This window comes from Actinoplanes sp. NPDC023936 (genome assembly GCF_040639325.1).
Lineage (GTDB): Bacteria > Actinomycetota > Actinomycetes > Mycobacteriales > Micromonosporaceae > Actinoplanes.
Window position 1 is genome coordinate 323393 of record NZ_JBEZZR010000004.1, and the last position, 16317, is coordinate 339709.

14 protein-coding genes are annotated in these 16317 nt (G+C 71.2%); 11 read left to right on the forward strand and 3 right to left on the reverse strand.

Annotation, left to right across the window (positions count from 1 at the left end; all coding sequences use genetic code 11):
* Positions 1–91: 91 nt before the first annotated feature.
* Positions 92–2338, forward strand: coding sequence for a glycoside hydrolase family 3 N-terminal domain-containing protein (locus AB0F72_RS07745; protein WP_360426859.1), 2247 nt, complete (start codon positions 92–94; stop codon positions 2336–2338).
* Here AB0F72_RS07745 and AB0F72_RS07750 read toward each other — a convergent pair.
* Positions 2331–3017 carry a helix-turn-helix domain-containing protein gene (locus AB0F72_RS07750; RefSeq protein WP_360426863.1) on the reverse strand — a complete coding sequence of 229 codons (687 nt, stop codon included), beginning with the start codon at positions 3015–3017 and terminating at the stop codon, positions 2331–2333. The genes AB0F72_RS07745 and AB0F72_RS07750 overlap by 8 nt on opposite strands.
* A 108-nt stretch (positions 3018–3125) precedes the next feature.
* Here AB0F72_RS07750 and AB0F72_RS07755 point away from each other — a divergent pair, with 108 nt between their 5' ends.
* The gene (locus AB0F72_RS07755; protein ID WP_360426866.1) at positions 3126–3920 is read left to right on the forward strand and encodes a class I SAM-dependent methyltransferase; all 795 of its coding nucleotides are present in this window, start codon (positions 3126–3128) and stop codon (positions 3918–3920) included.
* Here the strand turns inward: AB0F72_RS07755 and AB0F72_RS07760 are convergent.
* Complete coding sequence (locus AB0F72_RS07760) at positions 3896–4609, reverse strand: GNAT family N-acetyltransferase (protein ID WP_360426869.1); 714 nt, start codon at positions 4607–4609, stop codon at positions 3896–3898. The two genes, AB0F72_RS07755 and AB0F72_RS07760, sit on opposite strands and share 25 nt — an antisense overlap.
* 533 nt (positions 4610–5142) lie before the next feature.
* Between AB0F72_RS07760 and argC the strand changes: the two genes are divergently transcribed.
* The 8 genes from argC to argG are packed head-to-tail and all read left to right on the forward strand — an operon-like array spanning position 5143 to position 12887.
* Positions 5143–6144, forward strand: coding sequence for an N-acetyl-gamma-glutamyl-phosphate reductase (argC, locus tag AB0F72_RS07765; RefSeq protein ID WP_360426872.1), 1002 nt, complete (start codon positions 5143–5145; stop codon positions 6142–6144).
* Positions 6141–7313 (forward strand): bifunctional glutamate N-acetyltransferase/amino-acid acetyltransferase ArgJ, encoded by a 1173-nt coding sequence (gene argJ / locus AB0F72_RS07770; RefSeq protein WP_360426875.1) that lies wholly within the window; start codon positions 6141–6143, stop codon positions 7311–7313. Before argC ends, argJ begins: the two co-directional genes overlap by 4 nt.
* A complete protein-coding gene (gene argB / locus AB0F72_RS07775) occupies positions 7310–8179 on the forward strand; it encodes an acetylglutamate kinase (RefSeq protein ID WP_360426878.1) in 870 nt (289 codons plus the stop codon). The genes argJ and argB overlap by 4 nt, the downstream gene beginning before the upstream one ends.
* The gene (locus AB0F72_RS07780; RefSeq protein WP_360426881.1) at positions 8176–9330 is read left to right on the forward strand and encodes an acetylornithine transaminase; all 1155 of its coding nucleotides are present in this window, start codon (positions 8176–8178) and stop codon (positions 9328–9330) included. Before argB ends, AB0F72_RS07780 begins: the two co-directional genes overlap by 4 nt.
* Positions 9327–10265 (forward strand): ornithine carbamoyltransferase, encoded by a 939-nt coding sequence (argF, locus tag AB0F72_RS07785; RefSeq protein ID WP_360426884.1) that lies wholly within the window; start codon positions 9327–9329, stop codon positions 10263–10265. The genes AB0F72_RS07780 and argF overlap by 4 nt, the downstream gene beginning before the upstream one ends.
* Positions 10262–10759, forward strand: a complete 498-nt coding sequence (locus tag AB0F72_RS07790) for an arginine repressor (RefSeq protein WP_360426887.1) — start codon at positions 10262–10264, stop codon at positions 10757–10759. Before argF ends, AB0F72_RS07790 begins: the two co-directional genes overlap by 4 nt.
* Positions 10759–11652 carry a hypothetical protein gene (locus AB0F72_RS07795; RefSeq protein WP_360426890.1) on the forward strand — a complete coding sequence of 298 codons (894 nt, stop codon included), beginning with the start codon at positions 10759–10761 and terminating at the stop codon, positions 11650–11652. The genes AB0F72_RS07790 and AB0F72_RS07795 overlap by 1 nt, the downstream gene beginning before the upstream one ends.
* Positions 11649–12887 carry an argininosuccinate synthase gene (argG, locus tag AB0F72_RS07800; RefSeq protein ID WP_360426893.1) on the forward strand — a complete coding sequence of 413 codons (1239 nt, stop codon included), beginning with the start codon at positions 11649–11651 and terminating at the stop codon, positions 12885–12887. The genes AB0F72_RS07795 and argG overlap by 4 nt, the downstream gene beginning before the upstream one ends.
* A gap of 127 nt (positions 12888–13014) precedes the next feature.
* Here the strand turns inward: argG and dapE are convergent, their stop codons facing one another.
* Positions 13015–14073, reverse strand: a complete 1059-nt coding sequence (gene dapE, locus AB0F72_RS07805) for a succinyl-diaminopimelate desuccinylase (protein WP_360426896.1) — start codon at positions 14071–14073, stop codon at positions 13015–13017.
* Between the two features lie 148 nt (positions 14074–14221).
* Between dapE and argH the strand changes: the two genes are divergently transcribed.
* Positions 14222–15652, forward strand: coding sequence for an argininosuccinate lyase (gene argH, locus AB0F72_RS07810; RefSeq protein WP_360426899.1), 1431 nt, complete (start codon positions 14222–14224; stop codon positions 15650–15652).
* The last annotated feature ends 665 nt before the right edge of the window (positions 15653–16317 follow it).

The following is a 16317-nucleotide window of genomic DNA, read 5'->3' on the forward strand; positions in this document are numbered from 1 at the left end:
CCGCCAAGTTCCGGAACCGGAGCGGGGTGCCGGAACCGGTTCCGTACTGGAAGACTCCCAACCGTTCGTGTTCGGCAGACCGGAGGCATGTATGCCCGCAGACTTCCCGTACCAGGACCCATCGCTCGCGATCGAGGAGCGGGTGGAAGATCTGCTGGGGCGCATGACGCCGGCCGAGAAAGCCGGGCAGATGCTGCAGCTCGACGCCCGGCAGGACCTCGCCGAGATCGTCCTGGACAAGCTGGCCGGCTCGATCCTGCACACCTCGCCGGCGAAACTGATCGAGGCGGCGGAGCTGGTCGCGCGTACCCGGCTGCGGATCCCGCTGCTCACCGCGGAGGACTGCATCCACGGCCACTCGTTCTGGCCCGGCGCCACGATCTTCCCGACCCAGCTGGCGATGGCCGCGACGTGGGACGCCCCGCTGGTCGAGCGCGTCGCCCGGGCCACCGCCGTCGAGGTGTCGGCGACCGGCATCCACTGGACCTTCTCGCCGGTGCTCTGCATCGCCCGGGACCTGCGGTGGGGCCGGGTCGACGAGACGTTCGGCGAGGACCCGTACCTGATCAGCGAGCTGGGCGCCGCGATGATCCGCGGCTACCAGGGCGGCGGCCTGGCCGACCCGACCGCGATCCTGGCCACCGCGAAACATTTCGCCGGCTACTCCGAGACCCAGGGCGGCCGGGACGCCAGCGAGGCCGACATCAGCCGCCGCAAGCTGCGCTCCTGGTTCCTGCCGCCGTTCGAGCGGGCCGCGAAGGAGGGCTGCGCGGTCTTCATGCTCGGCTACCAGTCGATGGACGGCGTGCCGATCACCGCGAACAAGTGGCTGCTCAACGACGTGCTCAAGGGCGAGTGGGGCTTCACCGGCACGCTCGTCACCGACTGGGACAACGTCGGCCGGATGGTCTGGGAGCAGAAGGTCTGCGCCGACTACGCCGAGGCCTCCGCCCGCGCGGTCACGGCGGGCAATGACGTGATCATGACGACGCCCGCCTTCTTCGAAGGCGCGCAGGAGGCGGTGACGCGCGGCCTGCTGGGTGCGCACGATCTGGATTCGGCGGTACGGCGGATCCTGCGCCTGAAGTTCGAACTGGGCCTGTTCGAGAACCCGCGGACGCCGGACGCCGAGCGGCAGCGGGCGGTGATCGGCAGCCCGGAGCACACCGAGCTCAACCTGGAGGTGGCCCGCCGGTCGCTGGTGCTGCTGCGCAACGACGGCGTCCTGCCGCTCGACGGCTCGGCCGGCCCGCGCCGGATAGCGGTCCTCGGCCCCAACGCCGACGACGTCTCCGCGCAGCTCGGCGACTGGGCCGGCAACTCCGGCCAGGTCGACTGGATGCCCGACGGCCACCCGCGCGAGCTGACCGCGACAGTGCTCGACGGCCTGCGCGCGACAGTGCCCGCCGGCTGGGAGGTCGTGTACGAGCGGGGCGCCGACATCGAGCACCTGGTCGCCGACCCGGAAGGCGAGACGTTCCCGGACGGCCAGCCCCGGCCGCCGATCTCGCAGCCCATCCCGGCCGACCCGGAGCGCATCGCGGCGGCGGTCGCGGCCGCCGCCTCCGCCGACGTGGCGATCGTGGTCGTCGGCGACACCGTCAACCTGACCGGCGAGCACAAGTCCACCGCCACCCTGGAACTGCAGGGCGGCCAGATCGCGCTGCTCGACGCGGTGGCGGCCACCGGCACCCCGATGATCGTCGTGCTGATCGACTCGAAGCCGCACGTGCTGCCGCCGTCGGCGCTGACCGCCTCCGCCCTGATCCAGGCGTTCAACCCGGGCATGCGCGGCGGGCAGGCCCTGGCCGAGCTGATCCTCGGCCACATCGAGCCGAGCGGCCGGATGCCGATCTCCGCGGCCCGGCACGTCGGCCAGCAGCCGATCTACTACAACCAGCTGCGCGGCCAGCACGGCACCCGGTACGCGGACCTGACCCAGGACCCGCTGTTCGCGTTCGGCGAGGGGCTCAGCTACACGACCGTCGTCTACGACGGGCTGACCATCGGCGAGCCGGACGTCGCCGCCGACGGGGTGGTCCGGGCGTCGGTGCGGCTCACCAACACCGGGACGCGGCCGGCGCTCGAGACCGTGCAGGCCTACGTCAGCGATCTGGTCACCAGCGTCACCTGGGCGAGCCGGGAGCTGAAGGCGTACCGGCAGGTCACGGTGCCGCCGGGGGAGAGCGTCACTGTCGAGATCGAGGTGCCGGCGAGCGACTGCACGCTGGTCGACGCCGAGGGTGTGCGGGTGGTCGAGCTCGGCGACTTCGAGCTGCTGGTCGGCCCGAACTCGCGTCCGTCGTCCCTGCTCTCGGCGAAATTCCGGATCAGCTGACGGTACGGGGACGGGGGACCGTGGCGAACGTGGCGGGCTTGAACCAGCCCGGCACCGCGCGCCGCAGGTCCTCCGGCCCCTGGAACGCGACCTCGCCGGAACGCAGCGCCGAGGACCAGGTCCGCTCGCCGCGCCACACGTCGGTGAGGCAGCGCAGCTCCGCGGTGACCAGCACGTCGACGTGGTGGCCGGGGTCGGCGTCGCAGACGTCGGCCTCGTCCGGCGTGATCACCAGCCACCAGTCCCGGACCGGCCTCGGCGCGGCCGGGAAGAGGAACCGCAGCACGGTGCGCCGCGGGGGAACCGCGCCGTGGTCGACGGTCCGATGCATGTCCCAGAGCAGCAGTTTCGGGTCGAGGTCGTGGTCGCCCAGCTCGGGGACCCAGCGGGCGCCCCAGGCGCCGAGGGCCATCACGATCGGCTGAAGTTCCGTGCCGGCGGGAGTGAGTTCGTACTCCACCTCGGCCCCGAACGGGTGACGCTCCACCAGCCCGGCCGCGGTGAGCTGCTGCAACCGGCGGGAGAGCAGCGACGGCGACATCCGCGGCAGGCCCCGGCGCAGGTCGTTGAAGCGCCGGCTGCCGGCCATCAGCTCGCGGATCACGAGCATGGTCCAGCGCTCGTCGAGCAGTTCCATGGCCTTGGCCACCGGGCAGAACTGCCCGTACGAGGCACCCATGCGGCGACTGTAATGCCGTGCGATCACCATGCGCGGTCCGGTTTCGGACACCCCCGGTACAGATCGTGTACTAGGCCGAGCCGTTAACATTTTCCTACTGTCAGTGACATGACTACCACCAGCAGCATCAAGGACAAGCACCGCGCCATGTGGGCGTCGGGCGACTATCCAGCACTGGCCGCCGAGGTCGTCGCGCCACTCGGCCCGGTCCTGGTCGAGGCCGCCGGCATCCGGCCGGGACAGACCGTCCTGGACGTCGGCGCCGGCACCGGCAACGCGGCGATCCCCGCCGCGCTCAAGGGCGCCACGGTGACCGCCAGTGATCTCACACCGGACCTGCTCGCGGCCGGCGAGCGGCTGGCCGCCTCCCGCGACGCGAAACTCACCTGGACCGAGGCGGACGCCGAGGCGCTGCCGTTCGGCACCGCCTCCTTCGACACGGTGATCTCCTGCATCGGCGTGATGTTCGCGCCGTTCCACTCCGCGGCCGCCGGTGAGCTGCTCCGGGTGTGCCGGCCCGGTGGCACCGTCGCGCTCGTCAACTGGACACCGGAGGGTTTCATCGGCCGGCTGTTCGCGACGATGAAGCCGTACGCCGCCCCGCCCCCGGCCGGCGCGCAGCCGCCGCCGCGCTGGGGTGACCCGGCGCACCTGGCCGAGCTGTTCGGCGACGGCGTGACCGATGTCCGGACGGAACGCCGCACCCTGCGGGTGGACCGGTTCGCCACCGGCGCGGAGATGCGCGACTACTTCAAGCGCGTCTACGGGCCGACCATCGCGGTCTACCGCACCATCGCCGGCGACCCGTCGAAGGTAGCCGCCCTGGACGCCGCGATCGCCGAGCTCGCCGAGGGCGTCCGGGACTGGGAGTACCTGCTCTACGTGGCGAAACGCGCCGCCTGACGCGCGGCAGCCACCGGCCGGGTCAGGAAACCCAGCTTGCGGTACGTCGCGACGGCCGCCACGTTGTCGTAGTCGGCCAGCAGCGCCACCCGTTCCCGCCCGGCCAGCAGGTCGCCGGCCACGAAACCGCACAGTGCCGCCGCGAGTCCACGCCCCCGGGCCTCGCGGCGGGTCGCCACCCCCGCCAGAAAGCCGATCTCGGGCGTCGACCAGGCGTCCGCCGCGACCGCGAGCAGCCGGCCGCCGGCATCCCGGACACCCGCCCAGCGGCGCACGCCCGGGGCGCCCGGCCAGGCGTAGGAGTCCGGAAACGATTCCTTCAGCAGGGCGGTCACCTCAGGCCACTCCGCCTCGCCCAGCCATCCGGCCCCCGCCGCCGCGCCCACGTCCGGCGCGCCCACCGGCGCCTCGGTCTCCATCCACGCGAACCGGGCGCTCATCTCCAGCTCGGGAACCCGCGCCACCACGGCGGCGACCAGCTCCTCCGCCCCGAACGGCCGGAACGACGGCCCTACCCGCGGCAGCACCTCCGGGATCAGGCGGGCCAGCGCGTCCGGCGTGCCGGCCATCGCGAGCCGATCCCAGTGCGCCAGATCAGCGCAGGCCACCACGGTCGCCCCCGGCGCCCGGAACACCCGCGCCCCCGCGGCCGCGGCCGCCCACCGGACAAAAAGATCTTGGTTGTGCACCCGCCCATGCTGCCCCATCGACCGCTCTCACACGGGGGCCGCGTCGCGTCGGCCGGGATCGCGTCGGCCGGGATCGCGTCGGCCGGGATCGCGTCGGCCGGGATCGTCCAAGATCGCCGGACGAGCGCGGATGAGGTCACACACAACGTCATCGTGGCCTTGCGTCTGCGCCCGGGCCGCGATGAGGGCACACGGACGGCTTCGGGGTGGTCTCGTCCGTGCCGCCGTCCGGTGCGCGGCTCCGCTGTCTGATACCGCCCTCGTTGACCGGATTTGCCATCCTCAGCCGGGTGCTGACGAACCTCCGGATCGGCCGGACCGTCACGACGGCCGCGCTCGGGTGGTGTTGGACCACGCCGGGTTCGACACCTACGACTCCTGGGCCGGCGCGAGACCGGAGTCGACGCCGCGACCAGCTGAAAAGCCCCGCCGCGAAGCCGCAGAGTGTGAGTATCCCCGCCGACATGTGGAACTTGTTTGCCGCGGGGTATCGCGCTTGATACGGTTCCCTGCATAGTCATGCGGAGGTTGGTATGGGAATCCGGGTAGCGGTAGCGGGAGCAAGTGGTTACGCGGGGGGCGAGTTGCTGCGCCTGCTGGCCGGGCACCCCGAGTTCGACCTCGTCACGGCCACAGCACACAGTCAGGCAGGGTCGCCGGTCAGTGCCGTACACCCGCAATTGGCCGGCCTCGACCTGACGCTCGGGGCGACCGACGCGGAGACCTTGAGCGACGCCGACCTGGTGTTCCTCGCTCTGCCGCACGGGCAGTCGGCGGCCGTGGCAGCGCAGCTGCCGGCCGGGACGAAGGTCGTCGACCTGGGCGCCGACTTCCGGCTGGAGAGCGCCGAGCAGTGGACCCGGTACTACGGCGGCGGGCACGCCGGGACCTGGACCTACGGCCTGCCCGAGCTGCCCGGGGCGCGCGCGGCGATCGCCGCGTCGGACCGGGTGGCGAACACCGGCTGTTACGCCGCGACGATCACCCTGGCGCTCGCGCCGCTGATCGCCGCCGGCGTGGCCGACCCCGAGGACGTCGTGGTGGTGGCCAGCTCGGGCACCTCCGGCGCCGGCCGCAACGCCAAGGTCAACCTGCTGGGCAGCGAGGTCATGGGTGACCTGTCGCCCTACAAGGTGGGCGCGCACCAGCACGTCGCCGAGATCAAGCAGGCGACCGGCGCGGGCTCGCTGTCGATGACCCCGATCCTGGCGCCGATGCCGCGCGGCATCCTGGCGACCGTCACGGCCCGCCGGCTCAACGGCGGCGACCCACGCGAGGCGCTGCAGGCGGCGTACGCGAGCGAGCCGTTCGTGCACGTGCTGCCGGAGGGGCAGTGGCCGCACACCGCCGCGACCGCCGGTTCCAACTCCTGCCACCTGCAGGCCACCGTCGACATCGACTCCGGGCGCATCATCGTGGTGAGCGCGCTGGACAACCTCGGCAAGGGCGCGGCCGGCCAGGCCGTGCAGGTCGCCAACATCATGTTCGGTCTGCCCGAGACCGCGGGCCTGAGCGTCTTCGGAGTCGCGCCGTGACCGTCACCCACCCCAAGGGCTTCCGCGCGTCCGGCGTCGCCGCCGGGCTCAAGGCCAGCGGAAACCCGGATGTCGCACTGGTCGTCAACGACGGGCCGGACTACACCGCGGCCGCCGTCTTCACCGGCAACCGGGTGAAGGCCGCCCCGGTGCTCTGGAGCCAGCAGGTGCTCAAGGGCGGGGTGATCCGCGCCGTGGTGCTCAACTCCGGCGGCGCCAACGCCTGCACCGGCACGCAGGGCTTCCGGGACACCCACAGCACGGCGGAGCACACCGCGGCGGTGCTGCGGAGCGGATCGAAACCCATGATGATCGGCCCCGGTGACGTGGCGGTCTGCTCGACCGGCCTGATCGGCGAGCTGCTGCCGATGGACAAGCTGCTGCCCGGTGTGGCAGCGGCCGCCAAGGCGCTCACCGCCGACGGCGGGCCGCGGGCCGCCGAGGCGATCATGACGACCGACACGGTCGCGAAGAACGCTGTCGCCCAGCGTGCCGGCTGGTCGGTCGGCGGGATCGCCAAGGGCGCCGGCATGCTCGCCCCGGCGCTCGCCACCATGCTCGTCGTGATCACCACCGACGCGTCGGCGGACAACGAGACCCTCGACGCGGCGCTGCGCGCGGCCACCCGGGTCACCTTCGACCGGATCGACGCGGACGGCTGCATGTCCACCAACGACACGGTGATCCTGCTGGCCAGCGGCGCGTCGAACGCGCAGCCCACGCTCGAGGAGCTGACCGCCGCGGTCACCGAGGTCTGCCACGACCTGGCCCAGCAGCTGATCGGCGACGCCGAGGGCGCCACCAAGCACATCGCGATCGAGGTGGCCGGCGCGGCCAGCGAGGCCGACGCGGTGCAGGTCGGCCGGGTGGTCGCGAACAACAACCTGGTGAAGACGGCGCTCTTCGGCAACGACCCGAACTGGGGCCGGATCCTCGCGGCGGTCGGCACCACGAGCGCGGCCTTCGAGCCGGACCGGGTGGACGTCGCGATCAACCGGGTCTGGGTCTGCAAGGGCGGCGCCGCGGCCGAGGACCGGTCCAAGGTCGACCTCTCCGGGCGGGACGTGCAGATCACGATCAACCTGCGGGAGGGCGAGATGAGCGCGACGATCTGGACCACCGACCTCTCGCACGCCTACGTGCACGAGAACTCGGCGTACTCGTCATGATCGATTCGCAGCGGAAAGCCGAGATCCTGATCGAGGCCCTGCCCTGGCTGGAGCGCTTCCACGGCGCCACCGTCGTCATCAAGTACGGCGGCAACGCGATGATCGACCCATCGCTGCAGGCGGCCTTCGCGGCGGACATGGTCTTCCTGCGGCTGGTCGGGATAAAGCCGGTCGTGGTGCACGGCGGCGGCCCGCAGATCAGCCGGATGCTGACGAAGCTCGGCATCGAGAGCGAGTTCCGCGGCGGCCTGCGGGTCACCACCCCGGAGGCCATGGACGTGGTCCGGATGGTCCTGGTCGGTCAGGTCGGGCGGGAGCTGGTCGGCCTGATCAACCAGCACGGGCCGTACGCGGTGGGCCTCTCCGGCGAGGACGCGGGCCTGTTCACCGCGGTCCGCCGGCAGGCCGTCATCGACGGCGAGCCGGTCGACATCGGCCAGGTCGGCGACGTCGACCAGGTCGACACGTCGGCGGTCGACGACCTGATCGCGGCCGGCCGGATCCCGGTGATCGCCACTGTCGCGCCGGACGCCGACGGCGTGCTGCACAACGTGAACGCCGACACCGCCGCGTCCGCGCTCGCGGTCGCGCTGGGCGCCCGCAAGCTGGTGGTGCTCACCGACGTGCCCGGCCTCTACACGAACTGGCCGGACACGAGCTCGCTGACCTCGGAGATCGACGCCGACGCGCTGGAGAAGCTGCTGCCCTCGCTGGAGTCCGGGATGGCGCCCAAGATGGAGGCCTGCCTGCGCGCGGTCCGCGGTGGCGTGCCCGCCGCGCACGTGGTCGACGGCCGGGTCGCCCACTCGACGTTGCTCGAAGTCTTCACGGAAGAAGGATTCGGAACCATGGTGGTCCCCCAATGAGCACTCTGCCGGAGCGCTGGCAACAGTCCATGATGAACAACTACGGCGGCCCGACGCTGGGGCTGGTCAAGGGCGAGGGGGCGGTGCTCACCGCCGAGGACGGCACGCAGTACGTCGACTTCCTCGGCGGCATCGCGGTCAACGCCCTCGGCCACGCCCACCCGGCCGTGGTCGCCGCCGTGACCAGCCAGATCCAGCAGCTCGGGCACGTCTCCAACCTCTACATCGCCGAGCCGCCGGTCGCCCTCGCCGAGCTGCTGCTGGCGCTCGCCGGCCGGCCGGGCCGGGTGCTGTTCTGCAACTCCGGCGCCGAGGCCAACGAGGCCGCCTTCAAGATCTCCCGGCTGACCGGGCGGACGCACATCGTCGCCACGCACGGCGCCTTCCACGGCCGGACCATGGGCGCGCTCGCCCTGACGGGCCAGCCCGCCAAGCAAGCTCCCTTCCTGCCGCTGCCGGGAGACGTCACCCACATCGAGTACGGGGACACGGCCGCTCTCGAAGCCGCCGTGACCGACGCGACCGCCATGGTGATCATCGAACCGATCCAGGGCGAGAACGGCGTGGTCATGCCGCCGCCCGGCTACCTGGCCGCGGCCCGCGCGATCTGCGACAGGCACGGCGTCCTGCTCGCGCTCGACGAGGTGCAGACCGGCATCGGCCGGACCGGGCACTGGTTCCACCACCAGGGCGAAGGCGTCGAGCCGGACATCGTGACCCTCGCCAAGGGCCTCGGCGGCGGCCTGCCGCTCGGCGCCTGCCTGGCCTTCGGGCCGACCGCCGACCTGCTGCAGCCCGGCATGCACGGCACCACGTTCGGCGGCAACCCGGTCTCCTGCGCGGCCGGCCTCGCGGTGATCCGCACGATCGCCGGCGAGGGCCTGCTCGACCACGTGAAGCGCGTCGGCGAGCAGCTGCGGCGCGGCATCGAGGGCCTCGGCCACCCGCTCGTCTCGCACGTGCGCGGTGCCGGCCTGCTGCTCGGCATCGTGCTCACCCAGCCGGCCTCCGCCGAACTGGCGGCTCGTCTCAAAGACGCCGGTTTCCTGGTGAACGCCCCACAGCCGGACGTGATCCGGCTCGCCCCGCCCCTGATCATCTCCTCCGATCAGGCGGACGCCCTGATCGCTGCCCTGGACGGTATCCGGTGACCACCCGCCACTTCCTCCGCGACGACGACCTCACCCCGCAGGAACAGAACGACGTACTGACCCTGGCCGCCGAGATGAAGGCGAACCGGTTCGGGCACACGCCGCTCGCCGGCCCCCGCTCGGTCGCGGTCTTCTTCGACAAGGCCAGCCTGCGCACCCGCCTATCGTTCGAGGCCGGCATCGCCGAGCTGGGCGGCCAGCCGATCATCGTGGACACCCAGAACACCCACTTCGGCCGGGGCGAGACGCTCGCCGACGCCGGCAAGGTCGTCTCCCGGTACGTGGCGGCGATGGTCTTCCGCACCCACGGCGACGAGCGGCTCGCCGAGCTGGCGTCCGGCGTCACCGTCCCGGTGATCAACGCGCTGAGCGACGGGTACCACCCGTGCCAGCTCCTCGCCGATCTGCTGACGATCCGCGAGCGGTTCGGCGGCACCACCGGCAAGACCCTGGCGTACGTGGGCGACGCCGCCAACAACATGGCGCACTCCTACCTGATCGCCGGCGCGATGGCCGGGATGAACGTGCGGGTGGCCGGGCCGTCCGGCTTCGACCCGGCGCCGGCCGTGGTGGCCCGGGCCGCCGAGATCGCGGCCTGGACCGGCGGCTCGGTCGAGGTGCTGCGCGACCCGCGGGAGGCGGCCGACGGCGCGCACGTGGTCGCCACCGACACGTGGACCTCGATGGGCCAGGAGGACGACGGCAAGGACCGGCTCACCCCGTTCTGGCCGTACCAGGTGAACAAGGATCTGCTCGCGGCCGCGAGCCCGGACGCGATAGTGCTGCACTGCCTGCCCGCCCACCGCGGCGAGGAGATCACCGACGAGGTGTTCGACGGCCCGCAGAGCGTGGTCTTCGACCAGGCCGAGAACCGGCTGCACGCGCAGAAGGCCCTGCTCGCCTGGCTGCTCGCGGTCAACGAAGACTCGAAATGAGCGCACCCGTCACCCGGGCCGGTCGGCACGCGCGGATCGTCGAGCTGATCCGTAGCCGTACCGTGCGCTCGCAGACCGAACTCGCGGACCTGCTCGCCCACGAGGGCGTGCAGGTCACCCAGGCCACGCTCTCCCGTGACCTGGAGGAGCTCAACGCGGTCAAGGTCAGCGGCGCGTACCTGATCCCGGAGGACGGCAAGCGCCCGCTGCGGGAGACGTCGCAGGGCCCGGCCCGGCTGATCCGGCTGCTCCGCGAGCTGCTCACCGGCGTGGACTCCAGCGGCAACATCGCCGTGCTGCGGACCCCGCCCGGCGCCGCGCAGTTCCTGGCCAGCGCGCTGGACCGGTCCGGGCTGGCGGATGTGGTGGGCACCATCGCCGGTGACGACACGATCCTGGTGGTGGCCCGTGACGCCGGACCCGGCTCGGGCGCGGCGCTGGCCGAGAAGCTCGGCAACTGGAGCAGGCCGGATTCTCTGGAAGGGAACTCCTGATGACGTTCACGCCCGCCGTGGAGGCGCGCTTCCCGGATTTCGCCGACCACACCGACACGCTGGTGGGGCACGGCGTGGAGTTCTTCCTCGCCTCCAACGAGACGCTGCGCCCGCAGCTCAACGAGCTTCCGTACGGGCACAAGCTCACCTGGCTGGATTTCACCGACACCGCGGAGAAGGACTGGTCGATCCGGGACTTCCTGAACTACTTCAACGTGATCAACGGCATCGCGTTCGGTGACCGGGGCATCCCGATGCCGCAGTGGGTGATGGTCGACCTGATCCTGATGCCGGCCGCCGCGCTGATCGCCGGTCTGCCGCAGGACGAGTTCGCGGCGATGGTCGAGCGCTCCACGTTCCGCTTCGACACCGACGTGAAGCAGCTGCTGCGCAAGGTCCAGGCGGAGATGCGGGAGAGCGGGTACCGCGGTCCGGTCCCGGTCGGCGGTTACTGCGCCGCGCCGAGCGCCGAGCCGGGCCGCTGGGTGGGCTGGTCGCTCTGGTCGCTGATGCCGGCCGTCGGTCTGGGCAAGGCCGCCAAGGCGCTCGCCCTCTCCGCGTACCGTGCGCAGAAGCTCGACGGCGTGACCCAGTACGACAACAGCGCGCTCAAGGTGCACACCGAGTTCGGCGCGCTGAAGGTCCTGGTCGCCACCGTCCCGTTCCACACCTCGCCGGGCTCGTTCGTCTACCAGAGCGACCTCACCCTCCCGCCCGGCGGCGAGTTGCCCGAGCCCAGCTTCCTGCTCGATCCTTTCGACTACGGTCGCCAGCAGGCGATGCAGAAGGAGATCGAGGCGGGACGCTCCGAGTTCTATGTCCTGCCTCCCGGTCACGTCCGCCGGGACGGTAAGACATATGTGCCGATTCTTGAGAAGGAACTGCCCCGATGACCAAGCGCAAGATCGTTCTCGCCTTCTCCGGCGGGCTGGACACCTCGTACCTCCTCGTGGACTTCCGCGAGAAGGGCTGGGACGTGGTGACCGCGAACATCGACACCGGCGGCCTGCACAGCGGTGAGGCGGAGGTCGTCAGCGCCCGCGCCGAGGAGCTGGGCGCGATCGAGCACCACGTCGTGGACGCCCGCTCCGAGCTCTACTCCCGCGTCGTCACCTACGCGATCAAGGCGAACTACCTGCGCAACGGCGCCTACCCGTCGTGTGTCGGCGCGGAGCGGCTGATCCAGGCGGAGAAGGTCGTCCAGGTCGCGCTCGAGGTCGGGGCGGACGCGGTGGCGCACGGCTCGACCGGCGCCGGCGCCGACCACGTGCGCTACGACGCGGTCATCCGCGCGCTCGCCCCGCATTTGGAGATCGTCACTCCGGTACGGGACGAGCGTCTCGTCCGTGAGGAGGAGGCCGAGTTCCTGCGCAGCCGGGGTTACGCGGTCAGCGAGAAGGTCAAGAAGTACTCGATCAACGAGGGGCTGATCGGCACCTCGATCGGCGGCGAGGAGACCTACGGGTCCTGGGAGTACCTTCCGGAGGACGCCTGGACCTACACCAGGTCGATCGCCGACGCGCCCGCCGAGGGTGTCGAGCTGCTGCTGACCTTCGAGAAGGGCGAGGTCGTCGGCGCTTCGTACGCCGGCGGCGACTCCCTGGTCGCGGCCGGCTCCCCGAACTACGCGATCCTCTCGGCGCTCAACGTCCTCGGCGGCGAGCACGGCGTCGGCCGCGGCATCCACATGGGCTCCACCATGGTCGGCAACCTGGCCCGTGTCGGCTTCGAGGCGCCCGGCATGCTGATCCTCATCGCGGCGCACCGCGAGCTGGAGAAGCTGGTGCTCTCCAACCGGCAGCAGGCGACCAAGGCGACGCTCGGCAACACCTACGGCGACCTGCTGCACGAGGCCGTCTACTTCGACCCGATCATGGACGACTTCCGGGCGTTCCTGGACTCCAGCCAGACCCGGGTGACCGGCCAGGTGCGGGTGCGGCTGCACAAGGGCAACATCGTGCTGCTCGGCAGCAGCAGCCCGTACAGCCTGCTGGACGCCGCGACCCGTTCCGGCGTGGTCTACGGCCACGGCTCCTCGCTCTGGACCGGCGAGCAGGCGCGGGCGTTCGCCCACATGTACGCGGTGCCCGGCGCCATCGCTCGAGCCGCAGCCACCCCCGCAGAGTAGCCACCAATCTCCGCACGCCGCTCCGCGTGCGCTCCCTCCCTCGCGATCTTGGCGAGCTGCGCACCACCGCTGTGTGTCCAGCGCTGTGTGCAGTTCGCCAAGATCGGGGCGAAGGGAGGCTTGCGGGTCAGCTCAGCCAGGTGGTGAGGACGTCGAGGGTCTGGCGGATCTCCGGGATCGGGACGTGCTCGTTGTCGGTGTGAGCCAGCAGCGGGTCGCCGGGCCCGAAGTTGATCGCGGGGATGCCCAGGGCCGCGAACCGGGAGACGTCGGTCCAGCCGAGCTTGGCCTGCGGCTCGCGGCCGACCAGGTCGACGAACTCCTTCGCAGCCGGCTGGTCCAGGCCCGGCCGGGCGCCCGGCGCGCGGTCGGTGACCTCGAGGTCGAAGCCGGCGAACACCTCGCGCAGGTGGGCCTCGGCGGCGTCGGTGTCGCGGTCCGGGGCGAAGCGGTAGTTCACGAAGATGGTGCAGAGATCCGGGATCACGTTGCCGGCGATGCCGCCCTCGATCTTCACGGCGTTGAGGCCCTCGCGGTACTGCAGGCCGTCGACGACCGGCCGGCGCGGCTCGTAGGCGCGCAGCACGTCGAGCACCGCTCCGGCGCTGTGGATCGCGTTGCTGCCCCGCCACGACCGGGCGGCGTGCGCTGCCACGCCGGGCACGGTGATCTTCACGCGCATGGTGCCCTGGCAGCCGCCCTCGACGGTGCCGTCGGACGGCTCGCCGAGCACCGCGAAGTCGCCGGCCAGCCAGTCCGGGTGGTTGCGCACCAGACGGCCGAGGCCGTTGAGCTTGGCGGCGACCTCCTCGTGGTCGTAGAAGACGTAGGTGACGTCGTGGCGTGGACTGTCGAGCAATGCCGCGAGCTGCAGGAACACGGCGACACCGGCCTTCATGTCGACGGTGCCCCGGCCGTACATGATCTGGTCCTCGATCGTGGTCGGCAGGTTGTCGGCGATCGGGACCGTGTCGAGGTGACCGGCGAGGACCACCCGGGTGTCGCGCCCGGCGTTGGTGCGAGCGACCACGGCGTCGGCGTCGCGGAGCACTTCGAGATGCGGGTATGCGCGCAGGGCGGTCTCCACGGCGTCGGCGAGCGCTTTCTCGTCGCCGCTGACGCTGGGGATGTCACAGATGGTCCGGGTCAGATCGACGATGTCGCCGGTGAGATCGAGGCTGGTCATGCCGCAAACTTATCATGGTGATAGTATTTTTATGCACGACGGCTCTTTATGCACGATGGCCATGCGCTCAGCGGATCGGCCTCAGGGATAGGGTCAGGAAGTAGATTCCTGCGTGAGTGACCAAGTGACCAGTGAACAAGGAGAAGGTGTGCCGGAGAGCGAAGAGCCGACGCGGCTCTGGGGTGCCCGGTTCGCGGGCGGCCCGGCGGAGGCGCTGGCCCGGCTGAGCGTGAGCGTGCAGTTCGACTGGCGGCTCGCGCCCTACGATCTGCTCGCCTCCCGCGCGCACGCCCGCGTCCTGGCGAACGCGGGACTGCTCGACGCGGACGAGCTCGGCAAGATGCTGGCCGCGCTGGACGATCTGGAGTCGGCCTGCGCCGCCGGGGAGTTCCGCCCCACCGTCGAGGACGAGGACGTGCACACCGCCCTGGAGCGCGGCCTGCTGGAGCGGCTCGGCTCGCTCGGCGGCAAGCTGCGCGCCGGCCGGTCCCGCAACGACCAGGTCGCCACCGACCTGCGGCTCTACCTGCGCGACCATGCCCGTGGGGTGGCCGTCGCGGTGGTCGAGCTGGCCGACGCGCTCACCGAGCAGGCGGCCCGCAACATCGACACCCCGGCGCCCGGCATGACCCACGTGCAGCACGCGCAGCCGGTCAGCTTCGGCCACTGGCTGCTCGCGCACGTCCAGCCGCTGCTGCGTGACCTGGAGCGCCTGCGCGACTGGGACGCCCGGACCGCGATCAGCCCGCTCGGCAGCGGCGCGCTCGCCGGCTCGTCGCTCCCGCTCGACCCGGCCGCCGTCGCCAAGGAGCTGGGCTTCACCGCCCCCGCGCCGAACTCGATGGACGCCGTCGCCGACCGTGACTTCGTCGCCGAGTTCCTCTTCATCACCGCGCTGCTCGGCGTGCACCTCTCCCGCCTCGGCGAGGAGGTCGTCCTCTGGACGTCCACCGAGTTCGGCTGGGTCGAGCTCGACGACGCGTTCGCGACCGGTTCGTCGATCATGCCGCAGAAGAAGAACGCGGACATCGCCGAGCTGGCCCGCGGCAAGAGCGGCCGCCTGGTCGGTGGCCTGGTCGCCGTGCTGACCATGCTCAAGGGGCTGCCGCTCACCTACGACCGGGACATGCAGGAGGACAAGGAGCCGGCGTTCGACGCCGTCGACACCCTCGAGCTGCTGCTGCCCGCCCTCGCCGGGATGATTTCCACCATGACGGTACGGGTGGACCGCCTCGCCGCCGCCGCCCCGGTCGGTTTCTCGCTCGCCACCGAGGTGGCCGACTGGCTGGTCCGCAAGGGCGTGCCGTTCCGCGACGCGCACGAGGTGACCGGCAAGCTCGTTGCGCTCTGCTCGGCCCGCGAGTGCGAGCTCGAAGACCTCACCGACGACGATCTGAAGACCGTCAGCGAGCACCTTGACCCGTCGGTCCGGGAGGTGCTGTCGGTGTCGTCGGCGCTCGCGGCCCGGACCACGCCGGGATCCACCGGCCCGGGTCCGGTGCGGGAGCAGCTCGCGACGGTGCAGCACAAGCTGGACAACTGGCGTCAGTGGGCGGTGGAGAAGGTCGTTCCTCGCTGACCCACGGTCTTCGCGAGACGCCGAGCGGCTTGAGCCGCTCGGCGTTTTTCGTGGAGCCACGTCGGGTGATACCCGTCGTGCCGGACCCGTCGTGCCGTGGCGAACCCGAAGTCGACACGCTGCGGGTGGTCCGGCCCTGTGTGGGGAATTGGGGTGTGGAGCGCGCCTGAAGTCGACACGCTGCGGGTGGTCCAGCCCTGTGTGGGGAATTGGGGTGCGGAGCGCGCCCGAAGTCGACACGCTGCGGGTGGTCCGGCCCTGTGTGGGGAATCGGGGTGCGGAGCGCGCCCGAAATCGACACGGGCGCTGTGGGCGCAATGTGTTTGCGGCATTTGAAATTGGCCATCTGCCAACCCTCGAACCGTCCGCCCGATAAATCGGCATTTGGGTGACAGCGAAGGTCAATTGTGATATCTATCACCAGCCATTTGACCCCGAGAATGACCTCAAAACGGCACGCTGAGCAACCAATCTGTCACCTGACGTGCCACTCAGCCCATCACCCCCGCACGCACTTGCGCACGCGCTTGCGCCACCCACCCGACAACTCCACCGTCGCCCACTGCAAGAGCCTGCAAAATCCCGCATCCCCCATCCGGAAGAGGCGCAGAACACGCTCTCTCGCACACCACGGCGCGAACACCCCGCCCCGTGTGCAAGAACTT